This is a genomic window from Aureibaculum luteum (genome assembly GCF_003449015.1).
GTDB lineage: Bacteria > Bacteroidota > Bacteroidia > Flavobacteriales > Flavobacteriaceae > Aureibaculum > Aureibaculum luteum.
Genome location: NZ_QRGD01000001.1, coordinates 1,021,022 through 1,040,965, shown reverse-complemented (window position 1 = coordinate 1,040,965; position 19,944 = coordinate 1,021,022). Strand labels below are relative to the sequence as shown.

Here is a 19,944-nt window from a genome sequence, read left to right as displayed (position 1 = left end):
TTTAAAAGTTTTAACTACAGTGTTATTAATCTTTTTTTAGAAAATGTTCATTTTTCGTTTTTTTAAAGCTGATGGCCAAGTTTATAAAATAGGTGCGTCCGAAACCATACCAGTATTTTGGTCCGAAATTACGTTGGGCTGAACCATTAGCTGTATCTGCTACCAAAGAAGCATAATTTGCGGTTCGTGATTGTTCATAGCCTCCAGAAATATAGTTTACGTCAAATAAATTGTGAATGCTAGCTACCAGTTTTAGATTGATATTTTTGTATTGCCATAATTTTCCACCAGACAGATTGATAATTGAATAACTACTAAATTTTTTTTGTTGTAATAACGTTCTTGCTAAATCAAAATCAATATTCTGATAAGGCTGACCGTAGTCATTAGGGTTATTAAAAAAGGCATCCGTTCTTGTTATTGCTGAAATATCTAAATATCCATTCGAAAAATAATTTGCTGACCCATTGAGCCACCAATTTTTAGAATTTTTATAAAATAAACCTACAGAAAAGGCTTGTTGTGGACCATTAGCTACTTTGTAATTTTTTAGATAGGTTTCTCCTAGATCTATAAAACTCGTATTGTTAATAATATCTTCGCTGAGTCCGGCGGTATCATAGTTTACGGCTACATTAGCATTATTTGTATAGGTATGTTGACCTAATGCTGCCACCAAAGAACTACTAAAATTAGAGTTGATTTGATACTCTAATCCTAATTCTAAACCCAAATGTCGTTTGTCAATACCTGTAATTACCTCTTGAAAAAAATCGGCTCCTGTTCCTATTTCAGCAAAAAAAGAGTTGACTGTAATCCCATCTTTAAAATCAGTAAAATAGCCAGTTAATCGAGATTGTAATTTTGGAGTATTGATGAGATAAGACGCATCTGCTGATGTAATTTTCTCTGAAATTAGATTAGGCACAATGGCGTTATTTTCTCTACTATTTATAAATGCATTTTGAATTGTAGGTGCTTTAGTTACATAAGCGGTATTAAGTTGAAAATAATGATTTGGAGTAAATTGATATGTAATCCCAGCTTTGAAAGCATAATCATCAAAGTTTAATTTTTCACTTTTGCCTAAAGAATTATCTTCGTAAGCCTGGTTTAAAAATTTACCTTCACGTTGAAAATCTTTTCTAGTATAGTTGGCGGCTATAAAAAATTCAGTATGCTCAGTTTTATATTGTAATTGGGTAAATGCAGCAGCTTGAGATGCTCGTAAATAAAAATCGTACTTAATTTTCTCATTTAAACCTTTGTTTTCTTTGCCTAAAAGGTCATTTTTTGAAGAATTACCATTAACAATTGTAAACGGATTTGCATCAACATAAAATTGAGCACCTAATAAATCTTTTGGAGAGGCATAATTAGTTGAATTACTATTTTTAAATGAGAGTCCGATATCCAAATTTAGATGGTCATTTAATTTCTTATTTAATCTTGAGTTTACACTAAAAACATTATCCTTTTTTATGTTATCATAGATTAAATATCGGGCAGAACCACCGTCTGAAATATTGGTTATGTTTAAATTGGTTTCATATAGGTTTAACCAATCAATTTGTGGATTGTCTTTAATTTCAGGTAAATATTTCCAATAATTGGGATAGGGATTTGGGGCATCTGTATAATCTAATCGGCTATTTTTTTGGTCTATTGATTGATAAGAGAGCGTAGTAGAAAATGCCCAATTATCATTTTTAAAACGATAACCAAGTATAAAGAGGGGTGCATCAAATTTTGAAATACTTGAATTTCGTTTTTCTCCTTCCTGCCATCCCCAATAAGGATTATAACTATTACCAAATTCATTAAAAGTACGTTGGGTAATAGCTGTGGTTTGTCCTTTTCTACTAGGAGCATAGATCGCAGTAGCACTTATACTGTGTGCTTCATTTATATTATATGATACTGTGCCAAAAAGACTAAAAGCATCATATAAAGTGGCATTAATATACCCTTCGTTTCCCCATCTTCTTGATGCAGAAAGACTATATGCTAATCCATTTTTTTGCACCCCAGAATTATAGGTTGCCATGGTACTGCCAACGTAATTTTTATTTGAAAATGAACTCGAAATACGAAGCCCTGGTCGCATTTTAGATGCATCTGTATCAATTGATGTTACGCCAGAAATTCCGCCAAAATTTTGTTTGGAATAAGAGAGGCCTAAAATGGATGCTCTATTTCTTGAAATATCATTTAAACCACTAAAAGTATTCCATAGTGGCCTATTATTGTATAAGTTGGTTATATCTACACCATTTAATATTATTATAGATTGACTGGCGTTATATCCGCGAAAGTTGAAAAATGTAGGACTAAAATCGAAACCAACCCGTTTTAGAAAAACATCTTTTGAGTTTGAATAATAGGTTAGGTTATTTTCATAGTGGTTATCATCATTCCAAAAGATTTGATCAGAATTGTCAAAAATAAAATCTGTTGGATATAAATAAATTACACTTAAATCAAGTATTTCACCCTTAGTAATGGTAATAGGGTAGTTTTGGTTTTCATAATGCTCACTAACTATCTCAATAAGATAATCTCCAACAGGTATGTTTGGTAGTATAAATTTTCCATTTAGATCAGAAACATTAGAGATTTTTATTCCTTTAATGGTGACTGAAACGTTTTCAATAGGATTTTGATTTTCATAGTTTATTAATACCCCTTTTACTGAGCCTGTTTCTTGGGAAAAGACACAAGTATAGGTAAATAAATAAAGAGCAAGTGTTAGCGAAAATCTACTCATATCCTATTATAAGAGATTTAAAAGTTACGAAATTTTAATAAGTTCTCCTAAAAAGACAATTTATCTTTAGTAAATGCGTTAATTTTTTACATATTTTTGCATAAATGGTCTATTAAGAAAATATATATAGGACATTATTAATTAATCTTTAAAAACAGTAATTCATGAAATTCAAAATTGTATTTGTATTAGCAGCACTAATAGTAGTAAGTTGTGGAAAATTAGGAGATAAAGCCAGTAGTGCATTAGATGCCGTAAGTGATATGGGGTCTGGTGGTGCCAATAGTGTTATTGCTTATAATAATGCGATGGTAGACTATATGAATGATGCTGGTGACAAAATTACTAAAGCGGGTGATGATTATGAAAAAATGAGTAACATGGTAACTCAAAAGAAAAAGCCAACATTATTTTTAGCTCATGCTTTTATTGGTTCGGTTCCTGATATTAATAGAGAAAGAGACGGTATTTTTTTATTAAAGCCTGGTAACAACCTACCTTCTGAAGTTAAAGAAGAATTGACAAATAGTGTAAAAGCTACAGCAGAGGCATTTGAAAACACACATGAAGCTTATAAAAAGTTTAAGGACTATTATAGTAACGAAGATTTTAAAGATGATGATTGGGCTAAAGGAAAAGAATACGTAGATCTTATTAAGACTAATATTGAAGCTTTTTATAATAAACGTACAGAAGCCTATAAAATCTTAAGACCAATTTCTAATCAAGCAGAAATTGAACTATTAAAAGACCATCCATTAAAAGAAAGTATTATTGCTTCAAAAACAGATATAGGTATTGCTGAAGAAATAGTTGATATAGTTTACGCTGAAGAAATTGATGTTGATGCTTTAAACGCTAAATATGACGAATTAGAAGCGAATTATACTAAGCATAAAGATTTAACACCTGAATTATTAGAAGAGCATAGTAAAACCAGTAATTATAAAAATTTCTATGAAGAAATTGAAGAATATTTAGGAGAGGTTAGAAAATGTAAGAGGGATGGTAAAATTACTGATCGTGAAGCTGAAAGTATAGGTCGTGATTATAAAAGCCTTATTACTTATTACAATAGGTTCGTTTAAATAAAAAACAATGTTTATATTTATCCTGCAAAGTATTTTGATACTTTGCAGGATTTTTATTTTAAAAAGGCATCATTTTTGATGATTGATTAAGGGAGGAAATCAAACCATTTATATGAGAAAAAAAATATCCACAAGTATTTTTCTATTGCTATGCGTTTTTTTATCAAGTTATGCTCAAGATGATTGGGGCAACTATGTTATTGAAAAGGAAAAGGGTATAATGTCAGTAACCGTCAATTACAAATATATGTTGGGTAAGCCCAATTATAAAAATCTTGTATTGGTTGGAAAAAGAACAAGTAAATGTTTTAAAAACGGTATGCCAAATGCCGAAGGTCTAGAAGAAATTTATGACTATTCAGATGCTGTAGCTAATGAAATTAATAAATCATCTAAAAAAAATAGGTTGGTAGGTATATTGACTTATCAATGTACAGGTTTTGATGTGTATTATGTAAAAGATACGATCAACCTTAGAAATAAAATTGATTCGTTATATAAAAACAAATTCACTGATTCTAAAAATTATTTGGTTATTAACCGAGATAAAAAATGGCAGTATTATAAGGAAGTACTTTACCCTAAAGATGTATCTGATAGCTTTTTTATGAGTCAAGATCTATTAAGTCAATTGTTTTTAGAAGGTGTAGACCTTACTCAAAAACGTAAAATAAATCATTATTTTTATTTTAAAAGGGATAAAAATAGAGAGCGGTTTTTAGAAAAAATTAAAACGATTGATTTCAAAGTTGATTCTTTAAAATTTGATGAAAACAATGACTTTCCTTATGAGTTGCAAATACACCGAGAAGATGCGTTGTACCCCTCGTTTTTAGCGGAATTGACCAAAGCATTAAAATCATTTGCCTTAACTAATATTGGTTATTACGATGGTTGGGCAATTGAGTGAACTTATAATAGTTAATGATACTAGGTGCTTAAAAATAAAATAAATGACCTCAAATAGCCAATTTTTTGATGAGCTTTCCGATGATTATGATGTAATGATCAATTTTGAAAATGCACTTAAGAATAAAACCTCTTTTTTTAAAAACTTTCTGTTAACAAATTATAAGACGGCTCTTGACTTAGGATGCGGTACAGCAGCAGATTCCATTGCATTGTCTAAATTAGGACTACAGGTAGATGCCATTGATCACTCTAAAGGAATGTTGCAGCAAGCCTTAAAAAATGCAGAAAAATTTGATGCTAATATTAATTTTATAGAATCTGGATTAACAGCATTTTCGATAAAAGACAAGAGATATGATTTTATTGTTTCTTTAGGCAACACCATTGCCAATATCAATATGCAAGAAGTTAGTGGTTTAATGTCAAAACTCTACGGTATTTTAAATTTTGGTGGTGAAGTACTTTTCCAAATTGTAAATTATGCGAAGCTGCCCGAAAGTGGCATTCATATACTTAATGTATATGAAAATGATGAGGTTTCTATACTTAGAAAGTACAATATCAATACAAACGATATTGACTTTATCATAGAAAAAAATGACAAGAAAAAGAAACAAGTTAGCCAGATAATAACAAAGTTATACCCTCATTCAAAAAGTGGTTTTGAAAAAATAGCAACTGAAATTGGATTCACTTGTAACTTCTATGGAAATTTTAAAAAGGATAATTTTGTAGCTACAAATTCACCAAATCTTGTTGTACAGCTAAAGAAAGTTAAGTAGTTACGCATTTATTTAAGATAAAACCAATTGACACCAATTGGTTTGTTTTCAGAATTATTTATTAATGAAGAGAATATTACAGGTTCTTGACAGTCAGTAATTTAACATTTTTTAGAGTTAGATTAAATACTAAGTAGTCTTTTTTCTTAGCGTAAAATTTCTAAAAATTATTGATAATTCGTTAAAATTAAGTCTAAAATAACTGCTGATATACATCTTCAATTTTAGAAACGAGTACTATTTTAATGTTATACTTTTTAGATGGAATTTTGTTGTATTTTGAAACCATAATCTTTTGGAATCCTAATTTTTCAGCTTCTAAAATTCGTTGTTCAACACGATTAACGGGTCTAATTTCACCCGCCAAACCAACTTCAGCAGCAAAGCAATAATCTTGTGGAATAGCTTCATCTTCATTTGAAGAAAGTATAGAAGCTACAACTGCTAAATCAATCGCTGGGTCGTCTACTGAAATTCCCCCTGCAATATTTAAAAAGACATCTTTTGCACCCAAACGGAATCCCGCTCGTTTTTCTAATACGGCTAAAATCATATTGAGCCTTTTTGTATTATAACCTGTTGTTGATCGTTGAGGTGTACCGTAAACAGCTGTGCTCACTAAAGCTTGAACTTCTATCATTAGGGGCCGCATGCCTTCCAATGTTGCTCCAATAGCAGTACCGCTTAAGGACTCGTCTTTTTCTGAAATTAGTATTTCAGATGGGTTTTCAACTTCTCGTAATCCTGAACCTTGCATTTCGTAAATACCAAGTTCTGCAGTGGAACCGAAACGATTTTTTTGTGCTCTTAAAATACGATAGGTATGGTTTCTGTCGCCTTCAAACTGTAAAACTACATCTACCATGTGTTCTAAAATTTTAGGTCCTGCAATAGTTCCTTCTTTGGTGATATGGCCAATTAAAATAACTGGTGTTGCCGTTTCTTTAGCAAATTTTATGAGTTCTGCAGTAGTTTCTCGTATTTGAGAAATACTACCGGGTGACGCTTCAATAGTATCGGTTTGTAAAGTTTGAATAGAGTCAATAACAACCACATCTGGTTGGGTTTCTTCTATACTTTTAAAGATGTTTTGGGTTTTAGTTTCTGTAAGAATCAAACATTCTGTATTGGTGTTTTTAAGCCTTTCTGCTCGCATTTTAATTTGCGATTGACTTTCCTCGCCCGAAACATATAGCACTTTTTTATCTATGGTTAAGGCTACTTGCAAAATTAAGGTCGATTTTCCAATTCCAGGTTCGCCTCCTAAAAGCGTCATTGAACCTTTTACCAATCCACCACCTAATACTCTATTTAGCTCATTGTTTTGGGTGTCAATTCTATCTTCTTCATTAATGGCAATATCATTAATTTTTAAGGGTTTTGCCACTTTTTTGGAAGGTGAAGATTGTTTCCAAGCACGTTTTTCTTCTTTTTGAATTACTTCTTCAACAATGGTATTCCATTCGTTACATACATTACATTTACCCGCCCATTGAGCGTGTTGCGTACCACAATTTTGACAAAAAAATGTTGTTTTGGTTTTGGCCATTATTCAGTAATATGTTTTTTTAACTCTATAGTATCTCCATCAAAAACACCATAGGTTAAATGATTAATCCAATCTCCTAGGTTGATGTATTTACTGTTGTCTCCAACTTCAATTTCCATAGGTAAATGGCGGTGTCCGAAGATAAAATAATCGTAATGTTTTGTTTCTAATTTTCGTTTGCAATATTGTGCCAACCATTCATTTTCTTCGCCTAAAAATTTGGCATCTTCATCTCCAGAAATCATTTTGTTTTTGGTCGATAAATACACTCCTAATCGCATACCAATATCAGGATGCAACCAACGGTATAACCATTTTGAAACAGGATTGGTAAATACTTTTTTCATTCTTTTATAGCCTTTGTCTCCTGGGCCTAAACCATCTCCATGACCAATTAAGAATGTTTTATTATTGATGGTATACTCTTTAGGTTTGTGATATACTGGAATATTCAATTCTTTTTCAAAATAATCATCCATCCATAAATCATGATTACCTACAAAAAAGTAAATGGGTATGCCACTGTCTCTAATTTCGGCTAGTTTGCCTAATACACGAATAAATCCTTTCGGTACAACCTTTTTATACTCAAACCAAAAATCGAAGAGATCGCCTAATAAAAAAATGGCTTCTGCATCTTGTTTGACAGTATCTAACCATTTTATAAAAATCTTTTCGCGTACTAAGCTATCTTTATGATTGGGTAACCCCAAGTGTTGATCAGATGCGAAATATATTTTTTTGTTGCTAGGAATGGTGATGTTCATTAATCTAATTTGACTTCAAAAATAGCGAAAACTCGCAACATTTAGAAGTAATTACTTTTACAAAACGATAACACGCCTTTGACCTCTCTCTAAAATGGAGCCTTTTAAGATCTCTAGAAATTTTTAGTTATGATTTGAATTTCGGTTTTTACAATAACTGTTTATTGAAAATCACTTACTGATCTTTAGCAAACCATTCTGCATGCGAATTATTGGTTTCGCATAATTTTAAAGAATGTAGGTTTACCGATTCTGGTAATTTCTTACTGATTTTATCTGCAAAATCGACCAGCATGTTTTCACTTGTTGGCTGATAATTGACCAAAATAACTCTTGACGAATGACTTTCAATTTTAGCAGCCAATTCTTTATGTGGTGAATTCGCATTTAATACAGTGGCATGGTCAAAAATATCTACAACCTCAGATTTTACAATTTTTTTTAAATCTCCAAAATCGAGTACCATTCCGTTTTTTACATGATTGGCATCGTTAATTGGGGTACCGATTATGGTAACATACAATTGATAACTATGCCCGTGAATGTTTTTACACTTACCATCGTAACCATATAGTGCATGTGCCGTTTCAAAATCGAAATGTTTAGTAATTCGTATGATGCTCATAGCTCAAGATTATTGAATGACATTAAGTTGTTTTCCTACTTTAGTAAAAGCAGCGATTGCCTTATCTAAATGTTCTTGACTGTGTGCTGCCGATAACTGTACTCTAATTCGTGCTTTTCCTTTTGGTACTACAGGAAAAAAGAATCCAATAACATAAATTCCTTCATCTAACAAAGCATTTGCCATGTCTTGAGATAATTTTGCATCGTATAGCATAACGGGTACAATTGCCGCATCTGCACCAACAAGATCAAACCCTGCTTTTTCCATCCCGTTACGGAAATAATTAGTGTTCCACTCTAATTTATCTCGTAAGGAAGTGTCATTTTCTAGCAAGTCAAATACTTTTAAAGAGGCTCCAACAATAGCTGGTGCTAATGAATTTGAAAATAAATATGGTCTAGAACGTTGTCTTAATAGTTCAATAATTTCCTTCTTAGCAGTTGTGTATCCACCCATGGCTCCACCCAAGGCTTTTCCTAATGTTCCAGTGACAATATCAACACGGTTTAGTACATTTTTTAATTCTAATGTGCCTTTTCCTGTTTTACCAATAAATCCTGTAGCGTGACATTCATCTACCATAACCATGGCGTCATATTTTTCAGCTAAATCACATATTTTATCCAAGCTAGCAACAATTCCATCCATTGAAAATACGCCATCTGTAACAATTAGTTTAAATCGAGCTCCTGCTTCATTAGCTTCTTTTAATCGAGCTTCCAATTCTTCCATATTGTTATTTTCATAACGATAACGTGCCGCTTTACACAAACGAACACCATCAATAATTGATGCATGATTTAAAGAATCGGAAATAATAGCATCTTCTTTTCCTAAAAGGGGTTCAAAAATTCCGCCATTAGCATCAAAAGCCGCGGCATATAAAATAGTGTCTTCAAAACCATAAAAACTAGCTATGCGTTTTTCTAATTCTTTATGGATGTCTTGTGTGCCACAAATAAAACGTACGGAAGACATTCCGTAACCATGTGTGTCCATAGTGTCTTTTGCAGCTTGAATAACTTCAGGATGGTTAGAGAGTCCTAAGTAATTATTTGCACAAAAATTAATCACCTCTTGACCGGTAGATATTTTTATAACGGCATCTTGAGCTGAAGTAATAATTCGTTCAGATTTATATAAACCTGCTTCTTTAATTTCTTGTAATTCGTTTTGTAAGTATTGTTTGATATTGCTGTACATAATTGAGTATTAATGTAAAAGTACAAATGTAATAGAATTCTAAGTATTCTTTTGGAAAAAGGTCTAAAAAACACGTTACTCGTTCATTTAAAAATATTATATTTGCCTTCCATAAATCTGGAATATTAATGTTGAAAAAAAGTCTTTCTATTATTTTATTAGTAGTATTTGTTAATTTTATTTTAACACCTACTATTATTTCTTTATTAGATAGTTCTAATGATATTTCTTCAGTGTTTAGTTTAAATGAAGAGGAAAAAAAGGAAAGCGAAGTAGAGAAAGATATTAAAACAAAAATATTTCAGAATGAAGACAATAACGATTCTATTATAGAATTTGTGATATTACCGATAGGAAGCTACGGTGAATTATCTTCAAATTTCTTTCCAAAACTTCACTTACCACCGCCTGAATTTTCTTAATTTTATAGGTATAAATCTTATTGAAGATTTATTTTTTATCATTTAACATATAAACCATTTTATAATCGGTTTAAGTTAAATCTATTGTAATAAATATTAAACATAAAAAAATTAAGAATGAAAGCACATACAAAAGAAACACAGGCAACAATGACTCCAGATAAGTCATTGCAATATTTAAAAGAAGGAAACCAAAGATTTCAAAACAACCTGAAGGCTAACCGAAACCTTTTAGAACAAGTAAATGATACAAGCGATGGACAATTTCCATTTGCTACTATATTAAGCTGTATAGATTCTAGAGTTTCAGCCGAATTAGTTTTTGACCAAGGGTTAGGCGATATTTTTAGTGTACGTATAGCAGGTAATATTGTAAATGAAGACATTTTGGGTAGTATGGAATTTGCTTGTAAGTTAGCAGGAACAGAGCTAATTGTAGTTTTAGGACATACAAGTTGTGGTGCGGTAAAAGGAGCATGCGACCATGCAGAAATGGGCAATTTAACTAAATTAGTTCAAAAAATAGCACCAGCAGTTAATGCTGTTACAGAGCCAAAAGATGAAAGCTTAAGAAGTTCTAAAAATTTAGAATTTGTAGACGAAGTATCTCATGTGAATGTACAATTAATGATTGATAGAATTCATGCAGAAAGCCCAATACTTACTGAAATGGAAAAAAATGGTGAAATTAAAATTATTGGAGCCATGTATGATGTAAATACAGGCGAAGTAAAGTTTGATGAATAATTAATAAACTAAAAAACAAATTATGAAAAAATTATTTTCAAATTTTAGAGGAGATGCATTTGGTGGAATTACTGCCGGAATTGTAGCCTTACCATTAGCTTTAGCTTTTGGGGTATCTTCAGGCTTAGGTCCAAGTGCGGGTCTATACGGAGCTATTTTTATCAGTTTTTTTGCTGCACTTTTTGGTGGTACGAGTACTCAAATATCGGGTCCAACGGCACCAATGACAGCAGTTAGTATGGTTATAATTGCAGGTTTAGTAGCTGCCTATGATGGAGATGTTAACAAAGCATTACCTGTAATTTTAGCAGTTTTCTTATTGGCGGGCTTAATGCAGATAGGGCTTGGTGTTCTTGGGTTTGGTAAATATATAAAATACATACCTTACCCAGTAGTTTCAGGGTTTATGACAGCCATTGGTGTTATTATTTTAGTGACCCAAATATTACCCGCGGTTGGTTATTACCCGAAAGAAGATGCAGAATATGTAAATCAATTTAAACCACAAGCAGAGGAGATTATATTAGATAATATTTTAAAAGAAGAAGCAGGTGAAGGAATATTGGTCTTGGAAAATTTTAAAGAGACTATTGTAAGAGCTGAATTAATTACTCAAGCAGATATTGATAAAGAATCTAAAACATTAGCAGGTAAAGAGGCTTCAGGTGTTCTAGGTACTTTTAAAGTAATTGGTAGAGCTTTGCAAAATATTGAGTTTTTAGAATTAATGTTAGCATTAGCGACAATAATTATTATCTATGGATTTAAAAGAATTACTACGAAAATTCCGAGTGCATTAGTGGCCCTTGTGGTTGTGTCTGGAGTTGCTGTTGGTTTTGATTTAGACTATAGACCTATTGAACAAATACCAACGGGGTTACCAATTCCTAAGTTAGAAATTTTTACAGAATTTAGCTTGAGTGCACTTACACCCTATATATTTACAGCTCTTACCCTAGCTTTACTTGGTGCAATAGATTCTTTATTAACGAGTGTTGTTGCTGACAATATGACCAAAACGAAGCATAAACCGAATAAAGAACTAGTAGGACAAGGTATAGGAAATACTATTGGGGCACTTTTTGGAGGTTTACCAGGAGCGGGAGCAACTATTAGAACAGTTGTAAATATTAATGCAGGAGGTAAAACAAGACTTTCAGGAATGATTGCCGGTGTTATGTTACTTATAATTCTATTAGTTTTGAGTCCTGTAGCATCACAAATTCCAGCAGCAGTATTGGCTGGTATTTTAATAACTGTAGGTATTGGAGTAATGGATTATAAAGGCCTAAGAGCAATTCCTAGTTTACCAAGAGATGCAAAGATAGCCGGAATAAAAGTGAGTTCTGAAGTAATAATAATGATTGTCGTTTTGTTGCTTTCTACTTTTTGGAATTTGGTTTACGCTGTAGGGATTGGGCTTGTAATTGCTTCGTTAATGTTTATGAAAAAAATTGGCGATTTAACGGCGAAACGTTCAGACGTTAAGTCTTTGTCAAAAGAGAAATATTGGGATGATGAAATGGAAATGCCAGAGATATTAAAAGAAGAGGTGTTTATAAAACATGTTAAAGGTCCATTATTTTTTGGTTCCACTAGCGAATTTCAGAGTTTAGCAAAACAAATACCTGAAACTGCAACTGCTGTTGTTTTCAGAATGGATAGAATGCAATATTTAGATCAATCAGGATTGTATGCTTTGGAAGATGTTTTTGTGGATTTAAAACAACAAGGAAAAGATGTTTTACTGGTTGATGTTTTAGAGCAACCTTATTATTTAATGGAACGTATTGATATAATTCCTGATTTAATCCCAAAAGAGAATATTTTTACTACTTTTAAAGAATGCTTAGTTTGGATAAAAGCCAACGTTAGTGATAATAGTACTAAAAATAATAAATGAATCTAGATAGTATTTTTGATAATAATAAAAAGTGGATTCATAATAAGTTAGCTGTAGATAATGACTACTTTACTAAATTAGGAAGTGGTCAAAACCCGGAGTTATTGTATATAGGATGCTCAGATAGTAGGGTAGCAGCTGAAGATTTAATGGGCTTAGAACCTGGCGATGTTTTTGTACACAGAAACATCGCCAATATGGTTATAAGCATTGATTTGAATGTAATGTCAGTTGTTAATTACGCCGTTGATCATTTAAAAGTAAATCATGTTGTTGTTTGTGGGCATTATGCTTGTGGTGGTGTAAAAGCTGCTATGCAATCGGCAGATTTAGGTATATTAAATCCGTGGTTAAGAAATATTAGAGATGTATATCGTATTCATAAGGCGGAATTAGATGGAATAAAAGATGAAGAAAAAAAATATGATAGGTTAGTTGAATTAAACGTTCAAGAACAATGTGTTAATTTAATTAAAACAGCAGCAGTACAAAAAGCATATAGAGAGAGAGATTTAAAAGTTCATGGTTGGGTTTTCGATATTCATACAGGTAAACTGATCGATTTGAAAATTGATTTTGAAAATATCTTAGAACATATAATGGAGATCTATCATTTAGATTAAATTTGCAAGGTTTTTATAAGAAAGAAGAATGTCTAGAGATATAGAATTAAAAGAAAAATGGGAAGTGTTGAAGACTAGAATTTCAATGCAATTTGCCGATGGAGAAGCAGTTGATTTGGATGCTATTATATATCTAATTGGTGTTCAAGAATTAGGGCAAGGGTATCGTAAGTTTAAAAAAGACGATAAAGTAGACTTAATGCATATTGCTATTTGCAGATTATTAGAACCGCTCGGTTATTACGAATTTGATTTTTTCGACGATGATGGCTGGCCACATTTCAAAATTAAAGAAGAATTGCCTTTTTTAAAAGCAGGCGAACAATCTGTTTTAATGAAAGAGGCCGTGGTACAGTATTTTGTTGAGAAAGGAGTGATATAAATAAAAAAATATTTTATTAACAATACCTTTATAATTTATATTTTGTCATATATTTGATTTCTTCCTGTCGCAACAAAACAATATGAAAAAATCATTTCTCTTACTTTTGGTATTACTAAACTTGTCATTTACAGTTTTTTCACAAATAAAATCTTCTGAAGAATTAGTAAAAAAGTACAATGATTATTTTGAATTAGAGCGAGAAACACTTTATACACATTTAAATAAAACGAGCTACTTTATCGGTGAAGAGATTTGGTTTAAGAGCTATATCTATAATGGCAGGTATCAAACACCTTACGCGAGTAGCACAAATATTTATGTTAGCATTTATAATGAATTAGGTCGTTTAATAAGCTCAAAGATTATATATGCATCTGAGGGCGTTGCAAATGGAAACTTTTTTGTTGACCAGAAATTTACTCCAGGAATTTATTACATAAAGACGACAACCAACTGGATGAAAAATTTTAAGGAAGATTTGTCTCATGTTCAAATGTTTGAAATTGTTGGTAATGAGCAAGAAGTAACCAAAAAGCTGTCAGATGAAAATAAATATGACTTACAACTATTACCAGAAGGCGGACATATTGTAGAAAATGTAAGTAACACAATAGGTTTTAAATTGATAAATGAGCAAGGAAACGGTGTTATTATAAAAAAAGGCATTGTATTAGATGAAAAAGAGAATGAAATAACCACTTTTAAAAGTAATCAATTTGGATTAGGAAGGTTTACACTTCATGCTAAAAAGGATACTAAATATAGTATACATGTAGTTCTGGCAAATGAAAAACAAATAACAAAACCAATTGAACCTGCTAAAGGAAAAGGAATATCTCTTAAAGTTAATGCAACAAATGGTGACAATGTATTGATTGCTCTAGAAACGAATAGGCTTACCTTACCAGATTTAATAGGTAAACAATATGATCTATTAATTCACCGAGATGGTCAGTTAATAAAAGTAAAAGTCGACTTTACGGCTGATAAGTTGAAATATTTAATAAGTTTAAAAAAATCGGAATTATTATCTGGTATTAATATTCTTACATTAGTTAATGAAAATAATGAGCCTATTGCTGAAAGATTGGTGTTTAATACTTTAAAAACACCCATTAAAGAAATTGAAGCTGCAAAAATAGTTTCGAAAGGCGATTCTAGTATTGTAACACTAAAAACGAAAATGAATGCTAAAATAAATGGTAGTTTTAGTATTTCCGTTTTACCTTCATTAACAGAAGCAAATAATGACCAATCTACAATAATATCAACCTTTTTATTAGCTCCTTATATAAAAGGTAATATAGAAGATCCCTATTATTATTTTCAAGCAACAGACCGCAGAACTCAATATGATTTGGACTTATTATTGTTGAATCAGGGTTGGAGTAAGTATAGTTGGGATGCTATTTTCAAGAATCCACCAAAAGCTAATTATGCGTTTGAAACCGGATTTCAAATCAAAGGAAGTCTTAATAATTATAAACAAAAACCGGGAGATTTGTTAGTACTCTCCTCACCAGAAAATCAGATTCACGAAGCTGCTGTCATTGAAAAAGGAACTTTTAATTTTGAAAACCTATTCATAGCAGATAGCACAAGTATTAGTTTTGGTTTAAAAAACAAAAATGGAAAATTAAAAAAACCAACGGTTTCTGTTAACATTTCCCCTAAAAAGAGTAAAGACAACTTACAAAATGTAAGCACTTATCCAAAAAGTAAATTTTATACGCAACCTACAGTTGAGCAAACCGAGAATCTAAATGCTAATGGTACTACATTATTAGACGCTGTGGTTTTAAAAGCTAAAACTAAAATAAAAGAAACAACAAAAAAGCCACTTGTAAAGATGTATGGTGCTAGACATATTGATTTAACTAAATCTAATTTTCAACAAGAGCCTATAACCTCCGTAATTAGAAATAACGGATTTGACGTTGTTACCACTGTGGATAATGTAAAGATTGTGGCAAGGCGTAATGTACCTGGAGGTACAAATGTACCGACTATTTATATTGACAATATGCGACTGTTTGGTGATTTTAAAGCCTTGTCGCAACTTAGAATTTCACAGGTTGAGGATATGTATGTTAGTAAATCGCCAAATCCTGGAGATTCTCCTGCTGGAACCATTAAAATTTTCACAAGAAATGGAAAAGGCCTAAGTATTCCAAGAGATGGGTACCAGACTAATGAAAACCTGTTTGGATTTTCAATGCCAAAAGAGTATTATTCGCCAAATTATCTCAATACAAGTTCTGATACCTTTTCAAAATACGGAACCCTACTTTGGATATCTAGTCTAATACCAAATGATAAAGGAGAACTTACTTTTAATATGCTAAATTATCCTTTAGATGCAATAAATATCTATATTGAAGGGATGTCTATAGATGGAAGTCTATGGTCAAAGCGTGAAACGATTAATTTAGCTAAATAGCTTTACATAATTAGAATATTGTAATGTAATAATATTCACCCGTTGTTTCTCCTATTTTACTGGAGCTAAATTTACATTTATGCAATTGGCATTTTGATCTTATATGTGTTTCTGTCTTGTCACAACTATTCATTATGAAAAAATCATTTCTCTTATTTCTGGTAGTACTTAATTTATCAGTTACAGTTTTTTCACAAATTAATTCTACAGACGAACTCGTCAAAAAGTATAACGATTATTTCGAATTAGAGCGAGAAACACTTTATACACATTTAAATAAAACGAGCTACTTTATTGGTGAAGAAATTTGGTTTAAGAGCTATATATATAATGATAGATATCAAACACCCTATGAGCGTAGTACTAATATTTATGTCAGTATCTATGATGAATCAGGTAGCTTTATATGCTCGAAAATCTTTTATGCAATTGAGGGATTTACAAATGGAAATTTTTTAGTTGACCAAAAATTTACCCCAGGCATTTATTTTATAAAGACGACAACAAACTGGATGAAAAATTTTAAGGAAGATTTGTCTCATGTTCAAATGTTTGAAATTGTAGGTAATGAGGAAGAAGAACCTAAAGAGGTTTTAAAAGAATTTAAATATGATCTTCAGTTGTTGCCAGAAGGAGGTCATATTGTTCAAGACGTAAGTAATACTATTGGCCTAAAATTGATAAATGATTCTGGTAATGGTGTTATTATTGAAGAAGGGACTGTTACGGATGAGAACAATATTATAATAACCACTTTTAAGAGCAATCAATTTGGCTTAGGAAAGTTTACACTTGACACAAAAAACAATGTTAGATATACTGTAAATTTAACTTTAGCAAATGGAAAACAAATTATAAAACCCATCGAACTAGCAGAAAAAAAAGGAATAACTTTAAAAACGGAGGCTGTAAATGGTGATAATGTTTTGATTGCTCTAGAAACGAATAGCCACACCTTACAAGATTTATTAGGTAAGCAATATCATCTCTTAATACACCGAGACGGTCAGTTAATAAAGGTAAAAATAGACTTTGAATCAGATAAATTAAAATATTTAATAAGTGTAAAAAAATCTGGATTGTTACCTGGTATTAATATTTTTACTTTAGCTAATGAAAATAATAAACCTATTGCTGAAAGATTGGTGTTTAATGCATTAAAAACGCCCATTAAAGAAATTGAAGCCACTAATATAGTTTCGAAAGGGGATTCAAGTATTATTACGCTTAAATCTAATACAACATCAGAAATTAAAGGGAATTTTAGCATTTCAGTTTTACCTGCATCAAACGAAGCCTACCAGTATCAATCTACCATAATTGCAACATTTTTATTAGCTCCTTATCTAAAGGGCCATATAGAGAACCCCTATTATTATTTTAGCGACATTAATAGTAAAAAATTATATGATTTAGATTTATTATTGTTAAATCAAGGGTGGAGTAAGTATAGTTGGGACGCTATTTTTAAAGACCCTCCAAAAGCTAATTATGCGTTTGAAGCTGGATTTCAAATTAAAGGAAGTCTCAATAAATATAAACAAAAAACAGGTGATTTAATGGTGTTATCTTCACCCGAAAATTTAATTTATGAATCTGTAGTAATCGAGAACAAAACTTTTAGTTTTGAAAACCTATTCATAGCGGATAGTACAAGTATTAATTTTAGTTTAAAAAATATAAAAGGAAAACTAACAAAACCTTTGGTATCTTATAAGATTTATCCCAATAGTAGTAAAGATACATTGGTGAATTTAAAAGTATCCAACAATGATAAATCTTATGACCAAAAGATTGATGACAATACACATAAACTTAATCTAAATGGCAGAACGCTATTAGATCCCGTAGTTTTAAAAGCAAATACCAAACGAAAGGATCCTAAAAATAAGACACCACTTATTAGAATGTATGGTGCAAAATACATTAATTTAAAAGAATCAGTATTTCAGCAAGAGCCTATAACCTCCGTAATTAGAAATAATGGTTTTGATGTTGCCACTGCTACAATTCTACATAATGGTGATGGTAGTGTTTCTATTGATAAGGTAAATATTACTAGTAGACGTAGTATACCTGGTGGTACTAAAGTACCATCCGTTTTTATTGACAATGTACCATTGCTTGGTGATTTTAAATCTTTAATTAGCCTCAAGGTTTCTGAAGTTGAGGATATTTATATAAGCACAACGCCTAATGTAGGTGAATCACCAGCAGGTAGTATTAAAATTTTTACAAGAAGAGATGAAAGATTAAGCACCCCTAAAAATGTATATCAGACCATTGACGATTTGTTTGGGTTTTCCGTGCCTAAAGAATATTATACACCAAATTATAGAAATACAAATTCAGAAGAATTTTTAAAACTAGGGGCCATACATTGGATACCTAATCTAACCCCTAATGAAACAGGAGAACTCATTTTTAAAATACCAAATTATTCTTCTGAAACTATAAATCTTTATATTGAAGGCCTGTCTAATGATGGTAGTTTATGGTCAAAACGTGAAACGATTAATTTAGCTAAATAGCCTCAAAAATTTTACCTGGGAGCGGTTTAATAACCCCTTTCAACTCTAATGTTAATAGTAAAGTAGCAATTTTAAAAATTGGCAAGTTACAGTGTAATGCAATAATGTCTAGTTGTTGTTTACCCTCTTTTAATAGATAATTATAAACTTGTTTTTCAGTGTCATTCAGTTCAATGAACAATTGTTGCTGAATAGCTTTTTTCTTTTCATCATCCTTTTCCCACCCCAAGATGTAGGCTATATCTTTAGCAGAAGTTAAGGAAGCCGCTTTGTTGGTTTTTATCAACTGGTTGCAACCTCTACTATAAGCATCTGTAATTCTTCCGGGTATGGCAAATACATCTCTGTTGTAAGAATTAGCAATATCAGCTGTAATTAGTGAACCTCCTTTTTCAGCAGATTCGATGACAATTGTGGCCTGCGATAGCCCTGCTACAATTCTATTTCTTTTAACAAAATTCTCTCTATCAGGATTTGTTTTTGACCAAAAATCAGTAATTAAACCTCCATTTTTAAGCATTTGATCAGCTTGTTTTTTATGTAGGGTAGGATAAATTCTATCTAAACCATGGGCCAATACTCCAACGGTTTGCAACTTGTGTTCTAAGGCTAGTTTATGTGCATGAATATCTACACCATAGGCCAAGCCGCTAATTATAACAGGATTGTATTCTTTTAAATTTATAATGAGTTCCTCTAATACAGATTTACCATAGCTAGTCATCTGTCTTGTACCCACAATACTAATGGTTTTATAATTGTTAATGTCAATGTTTCCTTTTTTAAAAAAGAACATTGGGGCGTCAAAACAATGCTTTAGGTAATTTGGATAATCATCATCCTGAAAATAGGAGTATTGAATATTGTTTTTTTCTATAAACTCAATTTCTTCTGCAGCTCTTTCAAATATAGTTTTGTCCTTTAAGGCATATGTTATTGAAGTTCCAACACCTTGAATTTTGGCTAAACTTTGTGTTTTTTCGGAAAATATAGCTGTTGCACTACCACAATGAGCTATTAATTTTTTAGCCATTACATCACCAACACCATTGGCATTAATTAAAGCTAATAAATGAAGTAGTTCTTCGTTTTTCAAATTTTTGGTTTTAAAAAATTTAAGATACAAACTTTGTTAATAAAAAAGTGAACCATTGCTAAATTAAACTAAAGTTTTTTTTACATTTGTTACACTAG

General features: G+C 31.4%; 16 protein-coding genes. 10 read left to right on the top strand and 6 right to left on the bottom strand.

Annotated elements, in window-relative coordinates:
* Window positions 1–25: 25 nt before the first annotated feature.
* Window positions 26–2,767, bottom strand: a complete 2,742-nt coding sequence (locus D3P13_RS04570; protein WP_117880088.1) for a TonB-dependent receptor domain-containing protein — start codon at window positions 2,765–2,767, stop codon at window positions 26–28.
* A 164-nt stretch (window positions 2,768–2,931) separates the two neighbouring features.
* Between D3P13_RS04570 and D3P13_RS04565 the strand changes: the two genes are divergently transcribed.
* The 3 genes from D3P13_RS04565 (at window position 2,932) to D3P13_RS04555 (ending at window position 5,552) form a co-directional block, all read left to right on the top strand.
* A complete protein-coding gene (locus D3P13_RS04565; protein ID WP_117880087.1) occupies window positions 2,932–3,855 on the top strand; it encodes a DUF6845 domain-containing protein in 924 nt (307 codons plus the stop codon).
* A 115-nt stretch (window positions 3,856–3,970) separates the two neighbouring features.
* Complete coding sequence (locus D3P13_RS04560; protein WP_157972828.1) at window positions 3,971–4,768, top strand: DUF695 domain-containing protein; 798 nt, start codon at window positions 3,971–3,973, stop codon at window positions 4,766–4,768.
* Between the two features lie 43 nt (window positions 4,769–4,811).
* Window positions 4,812–5,552: a class I SAM-dependent methyltransferase gene (locus D3P13_RS04555; protein WP_117880085.1), complete on the top strand. Its 741-nt coding sequence runs from the start codon at window positions 4,812–4,814 to the stop codon at window positions 5,550–5,552.
* Window positions 5,553–5,745: 193 nt separating this feature from the next.
* On the opposite strand, the gene radA is transcribed toward D3P13_RS04555, so the two are convergent.
* From radA to kbl, 4 genes are all read right to left on the bottom strand, one after another.
* Entirely contained in the window at window positions 5,746–7,101 is a 1,356-nt protein-coding gene (gene radA / locus D3P13_RS04550; protein WP_117880084.1) for a DNA repair protein RadA, read from the bottom strand.
* Window positions 7,101–7,868, bottom strand: a complete 768-nt coding sequence (locus D3P13_RS04545; protein ID WP_198679955.1) for a UDP-2,3-diacylglucosamine diphosphatase — start codon at window positions 7,866–7,868, stop codon at window positions 7,101–7,103. Before D3P13_RS04545 ends, radA begins: the two co-directional genes overlap by 1 nt.
* Window positions 7,869–8,043: 175 nt before the next feature.
* Window positions 8,044–8,493, bottom strand: coding sequence for a 6-pyruvoyl trahydropterin synthase family protein (locus D3P13_RS04540; protein WP_117880083.1), 450 nt, complete (start codon window positions 8,491–8,493; stop codon window positions 8,044–8,046).
* Between the two features lie 9 nt (window positions 8,494–8,502).
* Window positions 8,503–9,699 carry a glycine C-acetyltransferase gene (gene kbl, locus D3P13_RS04535; protein ID WP_117880082.1) on the bottom strand — a complete coding sequence of 399 codons (1,197 nt, stop codon included), beginning with the start codon at window positions 9,697–9,699 and terminating at the stop codon, window positions 8,503–8,505.
* A gap of 128 nt (window positions 9,700–9,827) precedes the next feature.
* Here kbl and D3P13_RS04530 point away from each other — a divergent pair, with 128 nt between their 5' ends.
* The 7 genes from D3P13_RS04530 (at window position 9,828) to D3P13_RS04500 (ending at window position 18,750) form a co-directional block, all read left to right on the top strand.
* Window positions 9,828–10,121, top strand: coding sequence for a hypothetical protein (locus D3P13_RS04530; protein ID WP_117880081.1), 294 nt, complete (start codon window positions 9,828–9,830; stop codon window positions 10,119–10,121).
* 117 nt (window positions 10,122–10,238) lie between these two features.
* A complete protein-coding gene (locus tag D3P13_RS04525; protein WP_117880080.1) occupies window positions 10,239–10,868 on the top strand; it encodes a carbonic anhydrase family protein in 630 nt (209 codons plus the stop codon).
* Between the two features lie 22 nt (window positions 10,869–10,890).
* Complete coding sequence (locus tag D3P13_RS04520; RefSeq protein ID WP_117880079.1) at window positions 10,891–12,771, top strand: SulP family inorganic anion transporter; 1,881 nt, start codon at window positions 10,891–10,893, stop codon at window positions 12,769–12,771.
* Complete coding sequence (locus tag D3P13_RS04515; RefSeq protein WP_117880078.1) at window positions 12,768–13,394, top strand: carbonic anhydrase; 627 nt, start codon at window positions 12,768–12,770, stop codon at window positions 13,392–13,394. The genes D3P13_RS04520 and D3P13_RS04515 overlap by 4 nt, the downstream gene beginning before the upstream one ends.
* Before the next feature lie 28 nt (window positions 13,395–13,422).
* Window positions 13,423–13,776 (top strand): hypothetical protein, encoded by a 354-nt coding sequence (locus tag D3P13_RS04510; RefSeq protein ID WP_117880077.1) that lies wholly within the window; start codon window positions 13,423–13,425, stop codon window positions 13,774–13,776.
* 82 nt (window positions 13,777–13,858) lie between these two features.
* The gene (locus tag D3P13_RS04505) at window positions 13,859–16,219 is read left to right on the top strand and encodes a hypothetical protein (protein WP_117880076.1); all 2,361 of its coding nucleotides are present in this window, start codon (window positions 13,859–13,861) and stop codon (window positions 16,217–16,219) included.
* 134 nt (window positions 16,220–16,353) lie between these two features.
* Entirely contained in the window at window positions 16,354–18,750 is a 2,397-nt protein-coding gene (locus tag D3P13_RS04500) for a hypothetical protein (RefSeq protein WP_117880075.1), read from the top strand.
* Here D3P13_RS04500 and dprA read toward each other — a convergent pair.
* Entirely contained in the window at window positions 18,743–19,846 is a 1,104-nt protein-coding gene (dprA, locus tag D3P13_RS04495) for a DNA-processing protein DprA (RefSeq protein WP_117880265.1), read from the bottom strand. The genes D3P13_RS04500 and dprA overlap by 8 nt on opposite strands.
* Window positions 19,847–19,944 lie beyond the last annotated feature (98 nt).